Annotated in this window: 17 protein-coding genes and 1 tRNA gene; 13 read left to right on the forward strand and 5 right to left on the reverse strand. The window is 41.0% G+C overall.

Features of this window, described 5'->3' with window-relative positions; all coding sequences use genetic code 11:
• Nucleotides 1-300: 300 nt before the first annotated feature.
• A tRNA-Met gene (locus KDU71_RS21950) sits at nucleotides 301-374 on the reverse strand.
• 258 nt (nucleotides 375-632) lie between these two features.
• On the opposite strand from KDU71_RS21950, the gene KDU71_RS21955 reads away from it, so the two are divergent.
• From KDU71_RS21955 to KDU71_RS21970, 4 genes are all read left to right on the forward strand, one after another.
• Nucleotides 633-1,022: an START-like domain-containing protein gene (locus KDU71_RS21955; protein WP_212193276.1), complete on the forward strand. Its 390-nt coding sequence runs from the start codon at nucleotides 633-635 to the stop codon at nucleotides 1,020-1,022.
• 117 nt (nucleotides 1,023-1,139) lie between these two features.
• On the forward strand, nucleotides 1,140-2,567 hold the full coding sequence (locus tag KDU71_RS21960) for an LptF/LptG family permease (RefSeq protein WP_212193277.1): 1,428 nt from the start codon (nucleotides 1,140-1,142) through the stop codon (nucleotides 2,565-2,567).
• A gap of 149 nt (nucleotides 2,568-2,716) precedes the next feature.
• Nucleotides 2,717-4,231 carry an LptF/LptG family permease gene (locus tag KDU71_RS21965; RefSeq protein ID WP_212193278.1) on the forward strand — a complete coding sequence of 505 codons (1,515 nt, stop codon included), beginning with the start codon at nucleotides 2,717-2,719 and terminating at the stop codon, nucleotides 4,229-4,231.
• An 80-nt stretch (nucleotides 4,232-4,311) separates the two neighbouring features.
• Entirely contained in the window at nucleotides 4,312-5,553 is a 1,242-nt protein-coding gene (locus KDU71_RS21970; protein WP_212193279.1) for a bifunctional 3,4-dihydroxy-2-butanone-4-phosphate synthase/GTP cyclohydrolase II, read from the forward strand.
• A gap of 238 nt (nucleotides 5,554-5,791) precedes the next feature.
• Here KDU71_RS21970 and KDU71_RS21975 read toward each other — a convergent pair whose 3' ends face one another.
• Complete coding sequence (locus tag KDU71_RS21975; protein WP_212193280.1) at nucleotides 5,792-6,868, reverse strand: anhydro-N-acetylmuramic acid kinase; 1,077 nt, start codon at nucleotides 6,866-6,868, stop codon at nucleotides 5,792-5,794.
• Nucleotides 6,869-6,943: 75 nt separating this feature from the next.
• Between KDU71_RS21975 and KDU71_RS21980 the strand changes: the two genes are divergently transcribed.
• The 3 genes from KDU71_RS21980 to fmt all read left to right on the forward strand — a co-directional run bounded on the left by KDU71_RS21980 (nucleotide 6,944) and on the right by fmt (nucleotide 9,274).
• Nucleotides 6,944-7,930 carry a dihydroorotate dehydrogenase-like protein gene (locus KDU71_RS21980; RefSeq protein ID WP_212193281.1) on the forward strand — a complete coding sequence of 329 codons (987 nt, stop codon included), beginning with the start codon at nucleotides 6,944-6,946 and terminating at the stop codon, nucleotides 7,928-7,930.
• Nucleotides 7,931-8,107: 177 nt separating this feature from the next.
• Nucleotides 8,108-8,296 carry a DUF5522 domain-containing protein gene (locus tag KDU71_RS21985; RefSeq protein ID WP_212193282.1) on the forward strand — a complete coding sequence of 63 codons (189 nt, stop codon included), beginning with the start codon at nucleotides 8,108-8,110 and terminating at the stop codon, nucleotides 8,294-8,296.
• Between the two features lie 18 nt (nucleotides 8,297-8,314).
• Nucleotides 8,315-9,274: a methionyl-tRNA formyltransferase gene (fmt, locus tag KDU71_RS21990; RefSeq protein WP_244828655.1), complete on the forward strand. Its 960-nt coding sequence runs from the start codon at nucleotides 8,315-8,317 to the stop codon at nucleotides 9,272-9,274.
• Between the two features lie 69 nt (nucleotides 9,275-9,343).
• Here the strand turns inward: fmt and KDU71_RS21995 are convergent, their stop codons facing one another.
• Nucleotides 9,344-10,273, reverse strand: a complete 930-nt coding sequence (locus KDU71_RS21995; protein ID WP_212193283.1) for a glucosaminidase domain-containing protein — start codon at nucleotides 10,271-10,273, stop codon at nucleotides 9,344-9,346.
• Nucleotides 10,274-10,949: 676 nt separating this feature from the next.
• Between KDU71_RS21995 and dapB the strand changes: the two genes are divergently transcribed.
• The 5 genes from dapB to KDU71_RS22020 are packed head-to-tail and all read left to right on the forward strand — an operon-like array spanning nucleotide 10,950 to nucleotide 15,249.
• Nucleotides 10,950-11,666 (forward strand): 4-hydroxy-tetrahydrodipicolinate reductase, encoded by a 717-nt coding sequence (dapB, locus tag KDU71_RS22000; protein WP_212193284.1) that lies wholly within the window; start codon nucleotides 10,950-10,952, stop codon nucleotides 11,664-11,666.
• Nucleotides 11,667-11,682: 16 nt separating this feature from the next.
• Nucleotides 11,683-13,107: a signal peptidase I gene (lepB, locus tag KDU71_RS22005; RefSeq protein ID WP_212193285.1), complete on the forward strand. Its 1,425-nt coding sequence runs from the start codon at nucleotides 11,683-11,685 to the stop codon at nucleotides 13,105-13,107.
• 47 nt (nucleotides 13,108-13,154) lie between these two features.
• On the forward strand, nucleotides 13,155-14,324 hold the full coding sequence (gene lepB / locus KDU71_RS22010) for a signal peptidase I (protein ID WP_212193286.1): 1,170 nt from the start codon (nucleotides 13,155-13,157) through the stop codon (nucleotides 14,322-14,324).
• A 42-nt stretch (nucleotides 14,325-14,366) separates the two neighbouring features.
• Entirely contained in the window at nucleotides 14,367-14,627 is a 261-nt protein-coding gene (locus KDU71_RS22015; RefSeq protein ID WP_212193287.1) for a LapA family protein, read from the forward strand.
• Nucleotides 14,614-15,249, forward strand: coding sequence for a WbqC family protein (locus tag KDU71_RS22020; protein ID WP_212193288.1), 636 nt, complete (start codon nucleotides 14,614-14,616; stop codon nucleotides 15,247-15,249). The genes KDU71_RS22015 and KDU71_RS22020 overlap by 14 nt, the downstream gene beginning before the upstream one ends.
• On the opposite strand, the gene KDU71_RS22025 is transcribed toward KDU71_RS22020, so the two are convergent.
• Complete coding sequence (locus tag KDU71_RS22025; protein WP_212193289.1) at nucleotides 15,226-15,663, reverse strand: NUDIX domain-containing protein; 438 nt, start codon at nucleotides 15,661-15,663, stop codon at nucleotides 15,226-15,228. The two genes, KDU71_RS22020 and KDU71_RS22025, sit on opposite strands and share 24 nt — an antisense overlap.
• Nucleotides 15,663-16,439 carry a C40 family peptidase gene (locus KDU71_RS22030; RefSeq protein WP_212193290.1) on the reverse strand — a complete coding sequence of 259 codons (777 nt, stop codon included), beginning with the start codon at nucleotides 16,437-16,439 and terminating at the stop codon, nucleotides 15,663-15,665. Before KDU71_RS22030 ends, KDU71_RS22025 begins: the two co-directional genes overlap by 1 nt.
• Nucleotides 16,440-16,592: 153 nt before the next feature.
• Between KDU71_RS22030 and KDU71_RS22035 the strand changes: the two genes are divergently transcribed.
• Nucleotides 16,593-18,725: an HD family phosphohydrolase gene (locus tag KDU71_RS22035; protein ID WP_212193291.1), complete on the forward strand. Its 2,133-nt coding sequence runs from the start codon at nucleotides 16,593-16,595 to the stop codon at nucleotides 18,723-18,725.
• Nucleotides 18,726-19,292: the final 567 nt, after the last annotated feature.

Here is a 19,292-nt window from a genome sequence, read left to right on the forward strand (position 1 = left end):
AATTTCAGAAGCGTAGCGAGCTACGGTGATGAAATTTAAAGCAGTAAATCGATTATTTAAGGAAAAGCTTAGAGTTTCACTTATAAATATTCATTCTCATCGTCATATCTGTTCACCATAGCTCACTATGCTTTCACAAATATTCCTTGAAACTAAACATTTATAAGCGATATGAGCCAGTAATTTTATGTCGAACTCAGGTTATTAAGTTCTGAATTAGAACAAATCATCGTACAGAAACTCACAGTGCTAATAGGATTATAAAACAAAAAAGCCTCCAGATAAATCTGAAGGCCTTTGTACCGAGAGGCGGGCTTGAACCGCCGACCTCAGGATTATGAATCCTGCGCTCTAACCAGCTGAGCTACCTCGGCATTGCTTTTTGGAGTTGTTAGCACCGCTGTGCTTCTCCGTTTTTGCGGTTGCAAATGTAGGGCAAAACTTTATTCCTGCCAACTAAAAATCAAAAAAACTTTTCATTTTTTCCTCCTCAGTTCGTAAACAACCTATGATAGAGCAAGATCTATATCAATATTTTTTTGGGGCTTATGCATAGTTTAAGCCTGTTTTAATTTTTTAAAGAATTCTGCTATATTGTAACCCGTTATACAATTCTTATTAAAAATACCAACATGCCTACTCAAAAAGAAAAATTCGAACTTGAATATATTATTAAAACCTCACCTTCCATACTATTTTCGAGGTTGAGCAGCCCCAGTGGCCTATCAGAATGGTTTGCCGATGATGTAAATTTAAAGGGTAAAATATTCACTTTTGTTTGGGAAGGCTCCGAACAACAAGCCGAACAAGTGTTGCGTAAAGAAAATAAAATGGTGCGTTACCATTGGCTCGACGATGAAGACGACAAAGCCTTTTTCGAATTCCGCATTAATGTGGATGACCTTACTGGCGAAACAGCATTGGTAGTAATTGATTTTGCCGAAGAGGACGAAAAGGAAGATGCCATTGAATTATGGAACAATCAGATTGATGAGTTAAAGCATGGGCTTGGTTCAGTATAAATGCAATTTGCCTACTAAAATATCGACGCCTGGTTATTAACCGGGCGTTTTTTCGTCCTTAAATAAGCGTATTTGATAGGTTATTTGTCATATCAATAAACCTATCGAAAACCTTCCATGAAAACACTCCATCAGTATATACTAAAGAGCTATCTTGGTCCTTTAGCAACCACCTTCTTCATATCACTATTTGTCCTTCTGCTGCAGATACTCTGGATATACATTGATGTTTTAGTTGGCAAAGGACTTGAGTTCATCACATTATCCGAACTTTTCGTTTATGCCATTTTACAAGTTACTCCAATGGCTTTACCCTTATCAATACTTCTGGCATCTCTAATGACCTTTGGTAATTTGGGTGAAAATTATGAATTGGCAGCCATAAAAGCCTCTGGCATTTCACTGTATCAAACCATGAAACCACTACTATTGCTTACCGCATTACTATCACTTTTAGCTTTTACCTTCTCTGACAATATTATGCCATGGGCTAATCGTAAGTTTTATTCGCTCCTTCATTCCATTAAATTACACCAACCAGAACTGGAAATTAAGGAAAAAGTATTTAACCAATTAAACACTTTCAATATCAAGGTCGAATCTAAAGACAGAGAGTCTGGCAAATTACATGATGTAATGATTTATGATCACAGCAACGCCAAGCATCCTGCTTCAAATGTTACAATTGCCGACCAGGGTATGATTAAGGTGGACGAAAAAAACAATATGATGCGGATAACACTTCACAATGGCATCAGGTATGAAGAGAATGTATCCAATACTTCATCCGGCTTAAAATCTAAGGATAAAGCTCATTATCAACAAGATGTTTTTAAAACGCAAATTAGCTTCATTGATATGAATGATAGTGAGTTTACAAAAATTGATGAAGCAGCCTACGCCAGTCATAACAAAATGAAAAACCTGAATCAGTTAATAACTGATATAGAAGCATTACAACATCAACAGTCTAAGCTCTCAAAACTCATTAGCACCAACAATCATAAAAAGTTGCCTGCGTCATTAACCATAGCATCCAGCAATAACAGCTCATACAAGGCACCAACTGAAGTTAAGCAAGTGATTAATCACATGGTATTAGCCAGTGCCAAACGTAACGCTCAGGAAGACCTGCTTACCATCAATAAAGATATCCGCCAATTTAAATCGCTAAAAGCTGAAGAATTAGCTCATCAGGTTGAATTACATCGTAAATTCACACTCCCTTTCACCTGCTTTATATTCTTTATTATCGGTTCTTCCCTGGGCGCTATAATTCGCAAAGGAGGTTTAGGAATGCCCGTTGTTGTTGCAGTCGCATTCTTCATTGTCTATTACCTAATAGATACTTTTGGAGCAAACATGGTGCACGAAGAGATACTACCAGCCTATATAGGTATGTGGCTGGCTTCAGCCATCCTATCAATTATTGCCATATTTGTAGGTTATCAATCTGCCAATGACTCAGCACTTCTGCAAATCGATAATATTAAACCTGCTGTAAACAGATGGTTTCGACGTATGGCCAGAACCACAAATCATTAATAAAAAAAACTGAAGTAACTACACCGCTAATATCTCCTAAACCCATTACCACAATAAAAACCTAATTAACAATGCTTGGTTGTTTTAATGTTTGACTAACTTTGCCATGCTGATGACTAAGAATCATCTTTAGTGAGATTAATGAGAACATGAAGAAGCTACACCTGTTTATTTTAAAAAGTTACCTGGGTCCATTGGCCATGACCTTCTTTATATCGTTATTCATATTGGTAATGCAGTTTCTGTGGCGATATGTTGATGATTTGGTGGGTAAAGGACTAGACTTTTTCACCCTGGCCGAACTTATGTTCTATGCCTCTGTTCAGGTAATACCCATGGCTTTGCCATTAGCCATACTGCTGGCCTCACTGATGACCTTTGGCAGCCTGGGCGAGAACTATGAACTCACGGCTATTAAAGCTTCAGGCGTATCGCTGCTTCGCACCATGAAATCGTTGATTTATGTAACCATTATCATCTCGGTACTGGCTTTTGGATTCTCAAATAATGTATTGCCTTGGGCCAACCTTAAACTGTATACGTTACTGTGGTCGGTTAAGCAAAAGAAACCGGAGCTGGAAATTAAGGAGCAGATTTTTTACGATGGCATTGAAGATTTCAGAATTAAAATAAGCAGCAAAGATCCTGAAACAGGATTAATGCAGGATGTCATGATATACGACCACCGTGACAGTCGGAATCCCAATTCTAATGTAACGCTCGCCGATTCAGGCAAGCTGCAGGTATCGGAGGATAATGGCTATATGAAGCTAACACTCATGGATGGCATCCGTTTTGAAGAAAACGTACAAAGTCAGCGAAAAAGGCTTGATGACCGAGAGAAACAGCGATTCAGACAAGATAAATTTAAGAAGCAGATTGCCCTGTTTGAAATGGAGGGTCATAATCTGGAACGAAGCGATGAGAAGCTATTCTCCAGTAACGACCGGATGAAAAACCTGACCCAATTAAAGAGTGGCATCGATACCTTAAATATGGAGAAGAATACATTGCTTGGAGAAGTCAGTAAGCAAACAGAGAATTTCTTCTTTCAACAAAGACGTTACTACCAAAGAAGAAACAAGGAAGCGCCACAGCTGGCTTTAGATTCCGTTAAATCCCTTGACTACGACTCGCTGCTACTGGCGATGAATGATCACCAAAAGCTTATTGCCATTGAGGGGGCTAAGCGTCAGGCGCAAGACAATCGCAGCCAGTTGGAAGGTAAGTTATCACGTTACAAAAACTACAGGCAAAAAATAACACGGCATTACATGGAGGTACACCGAAAGTTTACCCTTTCGTTTGCCTGCTTTATCTTTTTCTTTATTGGCGCACCATTAGGAGCCATTATTCGTAAAGGAGGACTGGGCATGCCGGTAGTTATTTCCGTCTTGTTTTTTATATTCTATTACATCATCGATACACTTGGAGCCAAGTTTGCCAATGAAGGTGCCTGGAAAGTTTACCAGGGCATGTGGTTATCATCCGCCATCTTGTTTCCATTGGGTGTATTCTTAACCTATAAGTCAGCCACCGACTCAACCCTGCTCAACGCCGATGCGTACAGAATATTCTTCCAGAAACTATTTAAACGGGAGAAGTTTGATTTACAAAACCGGTTGGACAGAGAAAAAGAAGATGAAACAAAATCCAAGACCTGAGGCATTTCATTGTTTAGGTGCTTATTTTCATTAATTTTGCAGTCCCATAGCGGTTAACACTGTCGAAATAACTAGAGCAAATGTCAGCAGAACAAGAATTTGAATTAAATTCAATACCGGAGGCTATTGAAGCAATAAAAAATGGTGAACTAATCATTGTTGTAGATGATGAAGATCGAGAAAATGAAGGCGATTTTATTGCTGCAGCCGAATTGATGACACCTGAAAAGGTGAATTTCATGGCCACCCATGGACGTGGCTTAATTTGCACGCCGTTAACAGAAGAAAGATGTGAAGAGCTGGAGTTGGATTTAATGGTAGGCAAAAACACAGCCAGCCATGCTACGCCTTTTACAGTATCTGTTGATTTATTGGGCTATGGCTGTACAACTGGTATTTCAGCTTCAGACAGAGCCAAAACCATTTTGGCATTAACAAATTCGGAAACAAAACCGGAAGAGCTTGGACGCCCAGGGCATATCTTCCCACTTAAGGCAAAAAACAGAGGTGTACTTCGCCGTGCCGGCCACACCGAAGCAGGTGTTGATTTGGCGCGCTTAGCTGGTTTGCATCCGTCGGCTGTATTGGTAGAGATTCTTAACGAAGACGGTACAATGGCGCGTCTCCCACAGCTGGTGAAAATTGCCGAGAAGTTTCAGCTGAAGATCATTACCATAAAGGACTTAATTGCCTATCGATTACAAAAAGAAAGCCTGATTATTAAAGGTGTTGAAGTCAACCTACCTACTGCAGTGGGTGATTTTCGTTTTATCCCGTTCAAACAGAAATCAAACGGCCTTGAACACATGGCACTGATTAAAGGGGAATGGACCGAAGAAGAACCTATTCTGGTACGCGTACACTCATCCTGTGCCACCGGCGACATCTTTGGGTCGTTGCGCTGCGAGTGTGGTGAGCAATTGCACAAAGCCATGGAATTGATTGAGAACGAAGGCAAAGGCGTGGTTGTATACATGAATCAGGAAGGCCGTGGTATTGGCCTCATGAATAAAATAGCCGCCTATAAACTGCAGGAAGAAGGTCTGGATACAGTTGATGCCAATATTGAATTGGGATTTGAAGAGGATGAGCGCGATTATGGAGTTGGCGCACAAATCCTTCGTGAATTAGGCGTTAGAAAAATGCGCCTAATGACCAACAATCCGATCAAACGTATCGGACTGGAGGGCTATGGATTAGAGGTGGTCGACAATATCTCCATTGAGGTAACTCCCAATCCGCATAACGAACATTATATGAAGACCAAGAAAGAGAAAATGGGGCACAATCTTGAGTTCTTCAAATACAACAACAAAGAGTAGAAACAACTCAATATACAGCAAAAGGAGGCCATGCCTCCTTTTTTTATGCGCTATTTTTTAATCATGCGTAAACATATTTATAGTTGATGTGTTTCTTTAAGTAAGAGGTGCTGGTGGATGCCATTACTTATTTCTGCGGTCAAGTAATTTGGTCATTTAAAGGGTGTGATTAGTGATAAGATTGACAATGACCATTGAGGCTCCACCAGTTTCTTTTTACCTTTCCAATCACATGTGTTTATCCACAAATACTGCCGGAAGAACAATTGCTTGATGCGCCGGTAACACTTTTCAGACAGTTGGTTTCTCCTGTTAATCGTAATAATCCAAGTAGTGCAAAAATAAGTGCTTCCTTATACTCAACCAGCACATTAGCGGGTATTACCACATTTCCGTATACTTTCTCACGTATTAATATCATTAAAAAGCTGTTGTAAACCCCACCTCCAGTAAACAGATAAGTACCTGCCGGTGCTTGCTTATTCAGATCATTGGCTATAATTGTGGCCATATGCTCATAGAAAGTTCTAAGCCGGTCACTCAGCGAATAATGCTGATACTTATTTAACAAAGGCCACATAAAACGCTCAACCCACTCCTGCGCCAATGACTTTGGAGCCGCCTGCTTGTAGTAGGGTAAATCATTTAGCTTATCAAGCAATTCGACTATTACCTGACCGACGGCGCCAATAGCTCCATCTTCGTCCATCAACAAATTCTTTTGCTCCACCAGTCGGTTAGCAATAAAATTAGCCGGACAGATATCCCAGGCGATACGCTTGCTACCTTTATTACAGGAGACATTAACAAAACCGCCAATATTCACACAAGCCTGATATTCTGAAAACAGCAGTTCGTCACCGATGGGTACCAGTGGTGCTCCCTGACCGTTTAAACATACATCAAGACTTCTGAAATCAGATATGGTCGTAATACCTGTTTCAGCGGCAATCATGTGGCCATCACCCAACTGAAAATTCATACCACTGGCAGGCTCATGAAAAACAGTATGTCCGTGCGATGCTAAAAAGTCGGGCTGGCTATGAGCATCCTTAATAAAAAATTTAACCTCCTTAGCAACCCATCGCCCATAATCACGGTGCAACTGCATCAACTCTCTTCCTGAGGCATCAGGCGCTTGCTGCAGGCGTTTCTTCCATTCCGGCAGATAGGCCACTGTGGCATACTTCAGAATCTGGTGCGACCATTTCTTTGATTGTCGCTTAAACTCACAAAGCACAAGATCCAACCCATCTAAGGATGTACCCGACATCAGCCCCACGCAACAATACGAATTCTTTATTTGTTTAATCATGACACATGCTATTAAGCATTTAAAGTTGTGAAGAATTTTAGTTTTTAACCCCTTTATTCAATAAAATTCAGAATTATGCCCGACATTTCAACAACCTACATGGGACTGAAGTTAAGCAGCCCGATAATAGCCGCCAGCTCAGGATTGACCAACTCACTTGAAGACATTAAACACCTGGAGAAAGCCGGAGCCGGAGCCGTTGTTCTTAAATCATTATTCGAAGAGGAAATTGTGACGGAGATGGAACGTGAACTGCACCGCATGCACTCTGAAAACTACCTCTACCCGGAAACCATGGATTATTACGACACCTTTGACGTTGAAGGCACTTTGAGTGAATACCTCAAGCTTATCAACGATTGCAAAAAAGAGGTGAATATACCGGTTATAGCCAGTGTCAACTGCATCACATCGCATAACTGGCCCGCCTATGCGCGTAACCTGCAGGATGCCGGTGCCGATGCCATAGAACTGAATATTTTCTCATTACCATCGGATACTGACCGTAAAGGCCTTGATAATGAACAGGTGTATTTTGACATTATTGAAGCCGTGCTAAAAGAGGTGAATATACCAGTGGCCATTAAAATAAGTCATTATTTCTCGAACCTGGCCGATATTATCACCCGTTTATCAAAGACGGGCATTGCCGGACTGGTGCTTTTCAACCGTTTCTACTCACCTGACATTGATGTGGACAATCTTGAAGTGATCCCCACTCATATTTTCAGCCAGGAGTATGAATATACCATGCCTCTAAGGTGGATTGCCCTTACTTCCAGCCGAACAGAATGTGACCTGGCTGCCACGACAGGCATTCATGATTCACGCACGATTTTAAAAATGCTGCTGGCCGGTGCACAAGTGGTACAACTGGCCAGTACCTTATACAAAAATGGTATCGACTCAATTGAGCGATTTAACTATGAGCTGGATAAATGGATGCAAAAGCACGAATTTAAAACTCTGGACGACTTACGCGGTTCACTCAGTCAATCAAAGGCAGTTAATCCGGCGGGTTACCTGCGTGTGCAGTTTATGAAACAATTTAGTCAGAAGTAACCTGGAAAGTATCCAATCATAGGATTTAAGACTTGATTAAGTTCTGAAGAGCTTTTTTATTGTAAAGATTCGCTTCAATGCTGTTATATCAACATTGAGGCGATTCCTGTTTATAGAGCAATAGTTTTGGCCTACTTATCCATATTTCACCTTATCTTTGTCAATTAAACATCAAAAATGAATATCGACGATTATTATATGTCAGAGCCGCTAAAGGAAAATATTGACTATTACATGGATCCCAGGGGCTTTAGAGTGATGACTGAGAAATACCTGAAGGAGCGCGGCTACTGTTGTGGCAATGGGTGCAAGCACTGCCCCTATTTTCCGCCACATCATAAAGGAAACCGTGAATTAAAAGAATAACCGTAAACATAATAACACATGGCTGACAAACAATTACGCATCGTGTTTATGGGCACTCCTGATTTTGCTGTGGAAAGCCTGAAAGCACTGGTGGAAAACCAATATAATATTGTAGGCGTGGTAACAGCTCCTGATCGCCCTGCGGGCCGTGGACAGAAGCTAAAACAATCGCCCGTAAAAGAATATGCCTTATCGGTAAACATTCCGGTGTTGCAACCCGAAAAACTAAAGAACCCGGAATTTCTGGAAGAGCTAAAGGCGCTTAAAGCAGACCTGCAGATTATTGTAGCCTTCCGCATGCTGCCCGAGGCGGTGTGGAACATGCCTCCAATGGGGTCATTCAACCTGCATGGTTCATTATTACCACGTTATCGTGGTGCGGCTCCTATTAACTGGGCAGTCATCAATGGCGATAAAGAAACCGGCGTTACCACCTTCTTTTTAAAGCATGAAATAGATACCGGTAACATTATCTTTCAGGAGAAAATGCCAATTACTGATGATGATACTGCTGGTACCGTGCATGACAAGATGATGGTGCTGGGAGCTGGTTTGGTGGTAAAAACCGTAAAAGCCATTGAAGAAGGAAGGGCTGAAGCTCTGCCGCAGGATAATGATGATAACCTGCTGAAGCATGCGCCCAAAATATTTAAGGACGATTGCCGCATTGACTGGCAGCAAGATGCCGAGTCCATCCGTAATCATATCCGTGGCCTGTCGCCTTACCCAACAGCATGGACCGAGTTTAAGATGAAGACCGGAAAAGATATCAGCTGCAAACTGTTTTTTGCCGAACGCAATAAAAGCAAGCAGCTTGCTCCCGGCCAGTTCGATTCAGATAATAAAACTTACCTGAGCATTGGCACCGGCAACGGAGTTTTAAACATTACTCAGCTACAACTGGCTGGTAAAAAACGCATGACAATTGAAGAATTATTAAGGGGTTTTGATTGCGAGCAGATTGAATCCATCCTATAATTACCAGAAATAAAAATGGCCTTAAGACACATCGCTTAAGGCCATTTTCAATTGTTATCTAATGTCTGTCTATTTCTTCCTGCGCCTTAAACTCAACTTATCTCCCGCTTTAACCTTTTCACTTTTGCCAAGGTTATTAAATCGCTGCAGCTTACTCATTTTCACACCATATTTTTGAGAAATGTAATGCAAGGTCTCCCCTTCTTTTACCACATGGTATTCGTGGCTTCTATGGGCTTTACCTTTTTTACCCTGTATATAAATATATCGGTAGTCCTGAATATTTGTGCCTGAAGCAACATCGTTGTAGTGGTACAACTCCCATGGTCGCAATCCAAACTCTTCCGATACAGAGTCGAAGGTATCACCCTCTTCAACCCGGATGTACTTAACACCATTGTTGTAATCCACCACATGCGTGTTGTAGGTCGTTATTTCAAACTTATCATCACCTTTAGTCGTGCTCTGCTTCTGCCATTTTTTATTCTCATCCAGCAGGTATAGCTTATTCTTTTCGATAATATCAATCAGTCGATGGGCATATTTCGGATCAGTTGCATAACCGGCTTTTTTAAGCCCCTTGGCCCATCCTTTATAATCGGTTGTTTTTAGCTCGAACAGACTGGCATAGCGCTGCTTACCAACCAAAAACTCAGAATGATCGATATACGACTCATACACGGTTTTGTACTTTCGAAAACACTCACCTCGCTTATCATCATCATGATACACGCGTTTACCTTTCCAATCACTATGGCACTTAATCCCGAAATGGTTATTTGATTTACGCGCCAAAGTACTGTTACCGCTCCCTGACTCTAATATCCCTTGAGCCATGGTGATACTTGCCGGAATACCTGCCCGCTTCATCTCTTTAATGGCTAAATCTTTATACTGATCGATGTATTCGGGTGTAGATATTTTTCGGTAGGACTGCCCATTTGTGCTAAATGTAAAACACGAGACTAAAATAACAGAAACAAATAACAAATACTTCATTACTTATAATTTATATGCTTGACATTGGCAAAGATAAAATTTAAATCGAACTCTGTTTTATAAACGGTCTAATGCGTCAATAAGTATTCCTGTCTGTCAGAATCATCGGTCATCCTCATCCGCTGGTGCGTCAGGCAAATTAATGCAGTCTTCTGGTATTATAGCTCATCAACCTGGCAAATTCACTCAAAGCACTGGCTTTTTCACACAAGCGTCTGGCATTTGGCCAGATGAGTCTGTCTTTTAACCAGAACCATCTGCACTTTTGTTACAAGAGCCTGTAAAAAAGTCAGAATAAGCTGGTAAATTCACAGAAATTTCTCACTTTTTCTTAGAGCACTCTGGGTAAAAGCCAGACAACTTTCTTACACAACCAGCTATTTGAGCAAAAAAGCCAGGTTATCGACTAAAAAGACAGATGCCACCTTACCGGGTGGTAATTACCGAAACAAAAACTCTACTGTAGTACCTATTCGTTAAAGAAAGGTTAAAGTAAGGCGCATTACAATGCTAAAGAGTTCGAATACTGCTGACATACTCACTAATTTTTTATCTTTGCCTGAAGGCTATGTTTTACTGTTGATTTTGATACATGTAAAACACTCAACCCTTCATAATTCAACAAATCAATGTTGTGGGTGAAAACCTGAACAGGCACTGTAGAAATAGATTTAAAATGAAAATAGCACTTATTGGGTATGGAAAAATGGGTCAGGCAATTGAAAAAATTGCGCTCGACCGTGGACATGAAATTGTAAGCATCATTGATGTATCGCGCGATGACTCGTTCGACGATGACAGCTTTAAGTCGGCCGATGTAGCCATTGAGTTTACGCGTCCCGAAGCCGCATACTCCAACTACTTAAAATGCTTCGAAGCTAATATTCCGGTTGTTTCGGGGACTACAGGCTGGTTAGACCAACTACCTGAAATAGAAGAACGCTGTAAAAACGGGGAGCAAACATTTTTCTATGCCTCCAATTTCAGCCTGGGTGTGAATATCTTTTTTGAGCTTAATAAACAGCTGGCCCGCATCATGAATAAGATGAGCGAGTACAACGTGTCGATGGAAGAAGTGCACCACACGCAAAAGCTGGATGCACCAAGCGGAACCGCTATCACCCTGGCCGAAGGCATCATCGAAAATATGGATGCAAAAAGCAACTGGAAACTCTACAAAGAAGAAAACAGTTCCGATATAGCCATCAAAGCCATCCGCGAAGGCGAGGTACCTGGTATTCATACCATCAAATACGAATCGCCCGTTGATGAAATCATCATTCACCACAGTGCCAAATCGCGACACGGTTTTGCCTTGGGAGCAGTATTAGCGGCCGAGTTTGCCGCTCAAAACAAAGGCTTCTTAAGTATGAACGACTTATTAAACTTCTAACCTAAACAGAACTCTAATGCAAAATGTACCTCTAATTAAATGGATTAAACTGGCAGTGGCCAGTATCATCTTCATCCTTTGGGTAGTATGGGTGGGTAACTTTTGGTTACTACTGCTTTACCCATTGATATTTGATAACTACATCACCAGGAAAATACCCTGGGACTTCTGGAAGAAAACAAAAGACGGCAAAAAACCAAGTGCTATTGTCGAATGGACCGATGCATTGGTATTTGCACTTATTGCCGTGTACATGATTAATATCTTCCTGTTTCAGAACTATAAAATCCCCACCAGCTCGCTTGAAAAATCATTGCTGGTAGGCGACCATCTATTTGTGAGCAAGGTAAGCTATGGTCCACGTATGCCCAATACACCTATTGCGTTTCCGTTGGTGCAAAATACCTTCCCGATTATCAATACCAAATCATACACCAGCTGGCCCCATTGGGACTATAAACGTTTGAAAGGGTTTGGCGATGTGAAACGCGACGACATTGTGGTGTTTAATTTCCCGGCAGGTGATACGGTGCCGTTCAGACAAACCAATCCTGACTATTACAACCTGATGATGGAAGCTGGTAAGTCGCAGCTGATGCGCAATCAGGAACTGATGCCAAAGCAACCTTTTAACTCCGACTGGGAGCGCAACCACTTCCTGATGAACATTGGCCGCAAGGTGATTGCGAATGACCCCAATACCTTTGGCGAGGTGTTATACCGCCCGGTTGACCGTCGCGACAACTACGTCAAACGCTGTGTGGCTATCCCCGGTGATGTGTTTGAGATACGTAGCAACCAGATATACATCAATGGCGAAGCCGTTACCAACCCTGAAGATATTCAGCACAATTACCAGATAACAACGGATGGGACAGTCCTTAACGACCGTTTCTTTGAGCGCATGGGCATATCAAAGGCCGATCAGCAAGGCATTCCGCCTAACTATTACCTGCCGTTGAGCAAAGACAAAGCTGAACAGGTAAAAGGCATGTCGTTTATCAAAAGCATCGAAATAGAAGAAGAAAAGCCTAATGGCAGCGGTTTCCAGGTTTTCCCGTTCAGTAGCGACTATAATTGGAGCCGCGACAACTTTGGGCCATTAAAAATGCCTGAAGCAGGAGAAACGGTGGAGCTGAACATGAAAAATCTGGTGATTTACGAACGTATCATCACGGCCTACGAAGGTAATAAACTGGAGGTGAAGAATAACCAGATATACATTAATGGTGAGTTGACAAGCAGCTATACCTTTAAAATGAACTACTACTTTATGCTGGGTGATAACCGCCACAAGTCAGCCGACTCGCGCTACTGGGGCTTTGTACCCGAAGACCATATTGTTGGTAAGCCCATCCTCGTCTGGCTGTCGCTTGATACCGACAAAGGATTCCCTGCCAATATCCGTTGGGATAGATTCTTTAAAATAGTACACAACTAAATACAACCGGGAAGCTCAAACAGGAGCTTCCCTTTTTTATATAAAGAGTGAAAGCTGCCTTACAATATTTACTGATTATTATCTGGCTATTACTGGCCATCTGGAGTCAAAGCTGGGTACTCATCAGCCTGCTTTGCCTGGTAAGTGTGTTGCTTTGGCACCCGGCTCTTAAACATTGGCTGCGCAATTATTCTAATCAGATAGCACGCGCCAGGGTAAAGTGGCTTGAATGGTTACTGGCCTTAGGTATCTCCATCCTCTTTATTGGGTTTGTTAATACATACGCCATTAGCTTTTACACCATGCAGTCGAGCAGTATGAGCCCGGCTCATAACATTAATGAGTTAATTGTCATTAATAAATTAGCCTACGGACCAGCCCGCCAGGTTAATCAATGTCAGAAATACCGCAGATTACCTGGTTATTCACCCATGAAACACGGCGATGTGCTGGCCTTTCATTTCCCCGAAGCAGATACCAGCTTTGTAAAGCACGTAGAGGAAAACTATCACTTTGTTAAAAGACAATACCAAACAACCAAAAGCTACAATCCACTTCTCAAAGCTGAAGTTCAGCACAATCCGGTGAATAATCGTAAGATATTTATTAAACGGCTGATAGCTTTGCCTGGCGATACCATGAGCATAAGCAATGGCGAATATTTCATCAATAATCAGCGTTTGGCATGCAACGAATTATTTGTTGCCAAATACAGTTTACGTTCATCCACTCCCGACCATATTAAAGAAGCTATTAGAAAAAAAGCCCATACCACATACAGGGAAAACGGCACTCAGCAAATTGAGATACAGCGAAAGCTGGTGGAAGAAAACAATTGGGGAGCATACCTGAATATTGAAGAAGAAACTATGAATATGCCCAACACCTATGTATTCCCATTTCAGGCCAGTTACTTCTGGAATGCATCCTATATGGGCCCCATCATCATACCTACCAAAGGTAAAACAGTGCGACTTACAATGACTAATATTCCTTTGTACAGGCGCATTATTGAAGCGTATGAAGATAACCACCTGGCTATAAAAAACAACACAATTCTGATAAATGGTAAAAACAGCAAAGAATATACCTTTAAAATGAACTACTACTGGGTAGCCGGTGATAATCAAAAGCATTCTTTCGATAGCCGCTACTGGGGTTTTGTGCCCGAAAACCATATTATAGGCCGGGTTGAAAAACTTTCGGACACTAAGTGATAAAATGCCTATCTTGCACGCATAACTTTTAACTGCTTTCAAATGAAAAAATCATTCTGGGTATTTCTGATTTTATCGGCCATATTGGTGATTTTCTCTGTACAAAATGCCGCCCCGGTCAGAGTCAATATTCTGTTTAACGAAGTACGTGTTTCACTGGCCATCCTGCTCATTATTGTATTTCTGACAGGTGTTATTGCCGGTGCCTCTTACTTTTTTATCAAATCAAAGAAAAAGAAAGAGCCAATCGACGATACGCCTGAATATACCGAAGAATTAAGTGATACGAATGCCGACAACTAAGATAATTCCGCTGACTTATTTAGGACCTGTGCAGCTCTTTTCGCACATTGTTAATGCTGATGCTGTGGTTATTGAACAGCAGGCTAACTACCAACGAAAAACATATGCCAACCGCTGCTCAATTGCTGGTGCCAATGGGCCAATGCACCTGGCCATACCGGTTACCAATATCAAAGGAAGCCGAACAAGCATTAAAGAAACGGTCATCAGCTATGACATGGATTGGCAAAAGCAACACTGGCGTTCAATTGTGTCGGCCTATAACAGTTCCCCATTTTTTGAGTATTACGCCGATGACTTCGCCCCATTCTATCATAAGCAATACAAATACCTGATAGACTTTAATATGGGCTTATTCAAGACGATGCTTGATGAATTAGAGCTGGATGTAAATATTAGGCTAAGTGATGAGTATGTGGCTACCAGCGATCAACCTAACGATCTGCGTAGAATTATTCATCCCAAATCATTGCCTGAAAATGATAAACAATACCAAACCATTGAATATCGACAGGTATTTGCGGAGAAATATTCTTTTGTCCCAAACCTGAGTGTGATTGACCTTTTATTTAGCAAAGGACCTGAAACCTATGACATTTTAAAGGCCTCCATTATTGGCTAGAAACTGAAGGGCCTCTTCGATAATCAGCTGATGATCAAAAGCTAAGTGCGGTAATTTATCTATATCAAACCACCTGGCATCAGCCGCATCATCCATACCTTGGGCAAATAATGGCTGCCCGGTTACAGCTATGTAAACTACTGAGATAGTACGATGGCGCGGGTCACGATTTACGCCTCCATAGGTTTTAAATTGTTCTATGGCTATGGTATCTATCCCTGTCTCTTCCCTTAATTCGCGCAAAGCTGCATCCGACAATTCTTCGTCCATATCAACAAAGCCACCTGGCAAAGCCCATAAGCCTTTATAAGGCTCATTACCTCGCTGTATCAACAACAGTTGCCGTGTCTGTTTTGCCAACAGAACAACATCGGTGGTTACTGCCGGGCGCGGATATTCATAAGTATAAACCATTATAATATACGTTTAATCACACGCAGTTTATGGGTGTAGGTCCGTGTCTCGTCATTGAATATGCCCTGATGATCAAGTTTATCAATTCTTACACGCCCTGAAGCATGAATGATATCGCCTTTACCTAGGCAAATCCCCACGTGTGTAATGGCACCTTCCTCGTTATCGAAAAAAGCCAGGTCGCCTAGTGCAGCTTCTTCAACGAAACTAATGATTGAACCCAGTTCAACTTGCTGTGAAGCATCACGTGGTAATTGTAATCCGGCCATCTTCAGCACAACCTGGGTAAAACCGGAACAGTCGATCCCGTAAAAACTCCGTCCTCCCCATAAATAAGGGGCATTAATAAAGGCCGTGGCATTATCGGCTATTGAACCAGCGGGTTTAGAAGCGTTATAATTACCGGATAGATAATACTCCTTATTTCCTATTGTGAAGCTATTTCGGTCGCTACTATTAAAAAAGACACTACTGCCACCCGATAGAAGGTGCGTTGTTTTATCTGGTTCAGAAACCACTCTGATAAAGGGTGCCGGCACTGTCCATTTCTCGGCATTCATCCACCTTTCCACCTCCTTTTCTGAGAGTTTGACAACCAGTTTCGCATTCACCCACCCTAAGTAATTATCATCATGCAGTTGTATTTTGCACCAGTCACCCTCTCTTTCTAGTACATCAAAAGTATCTCCAAATAACAATTGAGTTACCATCTCAGAGCGTTCACTCGCCTCATTTCTTACTGGTATGAAACCATACGTACAAATAGATTTTTCCATCAAATCACTTATTTATATTCGCTTCAATGGTCCTATCGCATAACGACAGGAATAGCAGCACGCACTACTATCATGAACAAAATTGGGGTAAAAAAACTTACCTTTAGCTATCTTTGGTCATATTAATTATGCCTTTAATAAAATTTTAGGATTATGCTCGAACTGTTTTCTGGATTTAAAAGCAAGTTTTACAAGCCATTTGTAAGGATACTTCTTTTCGTTATCAGCATTGTTATTGTCACCTATTTGCTTCCCAAAACAGGGAAATTTGCATATGAATATCAGAATGGTACACCCTGGAAACACCAAACCTTGATTGCACCATTTGACTTTCCTATTTACAAAACACAAGCTGAACTTAACGATGAGACCAACGCGGCCCTAAAGAATTATCGCCCTTATTTTGAGTTTGACACATCTATGGTTCAAAGCATCAAGGAGCAGTTTGTGAATGACTATGATGCATTTGTTAATAATAATCAGGATAATTATCCTCTCCTGGCTAAAGGCAATAAAGATAAAATCAACTATTTTGCTTTACTAAAGAATAGCATCATTGACAATCTCAATGAACTATACGCACAGGGTATCATTCTTCTGCCCGAAGAGTATGTGGATGCCCAGCCCTCCTTTGAGATGATGCTAATCAAAGGCACTTACGTGGAGCCCTATGAGCTTTCTGAGTTAGAACAACGGACCAGTGCTTACCAACGACTTGCCAGAAATTCCGCCACTGATTTACCACTTGAGGAAGATCAGATAATTGGCGAAGTTTCGCAGCTAATCAACAGTCTGCAACTTAATAAATACATAAAGGCCAACGTACTTATTAATGAAGAACGAAGTGCGACAGAGCTAGCCCAGCTAAGAAAAAATATTTCACTTACATCGGGGCGAGTATTGGCAGGTCAGCGTATCATTGACCAGGGCGAGATTGTAACAAGTGAAATCGAAAAGGTCTTGGATTCATTAAGGCGCAAATACGAAGCCAACATTGTATCAGATACCGATTACTATTTTATTCTGTCAGGGCAGCTTTTACTGGTAGCCCTCATGTTTACCTCTATCTATCTATTCCTTTTCTACTTTAGAAGAGACGTATTCAATTCTATCAGTTCCATCAGTTTTATTCTGCTGATAACACTTACGATGGTATTTTTTGCCAGCTTAAACCAGTTTTTTGTACATTTTCCATTCTTCATCATACCATTTGCCATTCTTCCGATCATCATTAGAACATTCCTCGATAGTCGTCTGGCCTTTTTTATGCATGTGATCACCATACTTATTTGCGCTTTTTTTGCTCAAAACAGCTTTGAGTTTGTATTTATTCAGATACCTGTTGGATTAGTGGCCATGTTTAGCTTATTCCGCATGACGCGTCGCAGCCACATCGTCAGAACAGCTATGCTCATTATACTCACCTATTCGCTCTTTTATACATCTCTATTATTGTGGCAGGAAGGCACGTTGAAAAACATCAATCCGGTCATGTTTGCCTATTATGCCGCCAATGGAGTAATGTTACTAATGGTGTATCCACTGATTTGGATTTTCGAACGTATTTTTGGCTTTCTATCGGATGTTACTCTTATTGAATTAGCCGATACTAACCATCCTGTTTTAAGAGAAATGGCGGAGGCAACACCTGGTACTTTCCAGCATAGTATACAAGTAGGTAATCTGGCTCAGGAAGTAGCTTATAAATTGGATGCCAACCCAGCATTGGTGAGAGCCGGTGCCATGTATCACGACATAGGTAAAATGGCATCACCACTTTTCTTCACCGAAAATCAGGCTGGTGGCTTAAATCCGCATACTAAACTCGATTTTGAAGATAGTGCACGCATTGTTATTAATCACATCGATAATGGCGTTAAAATGGCGCAGAAACATAACCTCCCACGTCAGATTATTGATTTTATCACCACCCACCAGGGAACTACCAAAACACGCTATTTTTACAATTCATATATTAACAAATACCCAGAGAAAACACCGGACATATCTGCATTCTCTTATCCGGGCCCTACACCTTTTACCAAAGAAACAGCTATTTTAATGATGGCCGATTCCATCGAAGCAGCTTCCAGAAGCCTTAAAAGCTATTCGGATGATGAAATTGATAAATTGGTGGAGAAGATTATTAATATTCAGATTGAGGAAGACCAATTTATTAATGCCCCTATTACTTTTAAAGAAATTACTGAAGCTAAGGAGGTCTTTAAAAATAAGCTCAAAAATATTTATCATGCACGGATAGAATATCCAGATATTAAGAAGTAAAGATTCCCTAAGCCCCATTGATAACATTTTCAATGGGGTTTGTTTTATTAAGCCCTTACTCCAATTCAATGATGAATTAAGCTTATAATAGTGCCCTGGAAGGATATATAGCAAATTCAAATCATTACTCTATCGCCTTACATTTTATCATGATAAAGAGCTTAGCTTTAATTTAGGCTAGTAGCGCATTGTATAAATTCAAATTAATAGGGCTGCAGTATTCACCAATCCAATTGAAGGAGTGTCTACTATCTTAAATAGGATCACTAAAGGCATAAAAGATATAATCAACACTCGCATACTGCAATGAACACATTCCAGGGCAATTTAATCATATAATTAATGAGGGTAGATATTAAGCTAACAAGGCAGTTCTTGACGTAACTGAACTAAAGTTTGTCCTCTACAGATAGTGTAAGAACTAAGCTTAGACCTGTAACTTGGTTGTAGTCTAAAGGGACCAGTGATTAAAAAATCCTATTAAACACAAAAAACCCCTTATTCGAATGAATAAGAGGTTTCTCTAAAAAAAAGGCGGCGACCTACTCTCCCACTTCTACGCAGTAC

The sequence above is a fragment of the Carboxylicivirga sediminis genome (assembly GCF_018156225.1).
Lineage (GTDB): Bacteria > Bacteroidota > Bacteroidia > Bacteroidales > Marinilabiliaceae > Carboxylicivirga > Carboxylicivirga sediminis.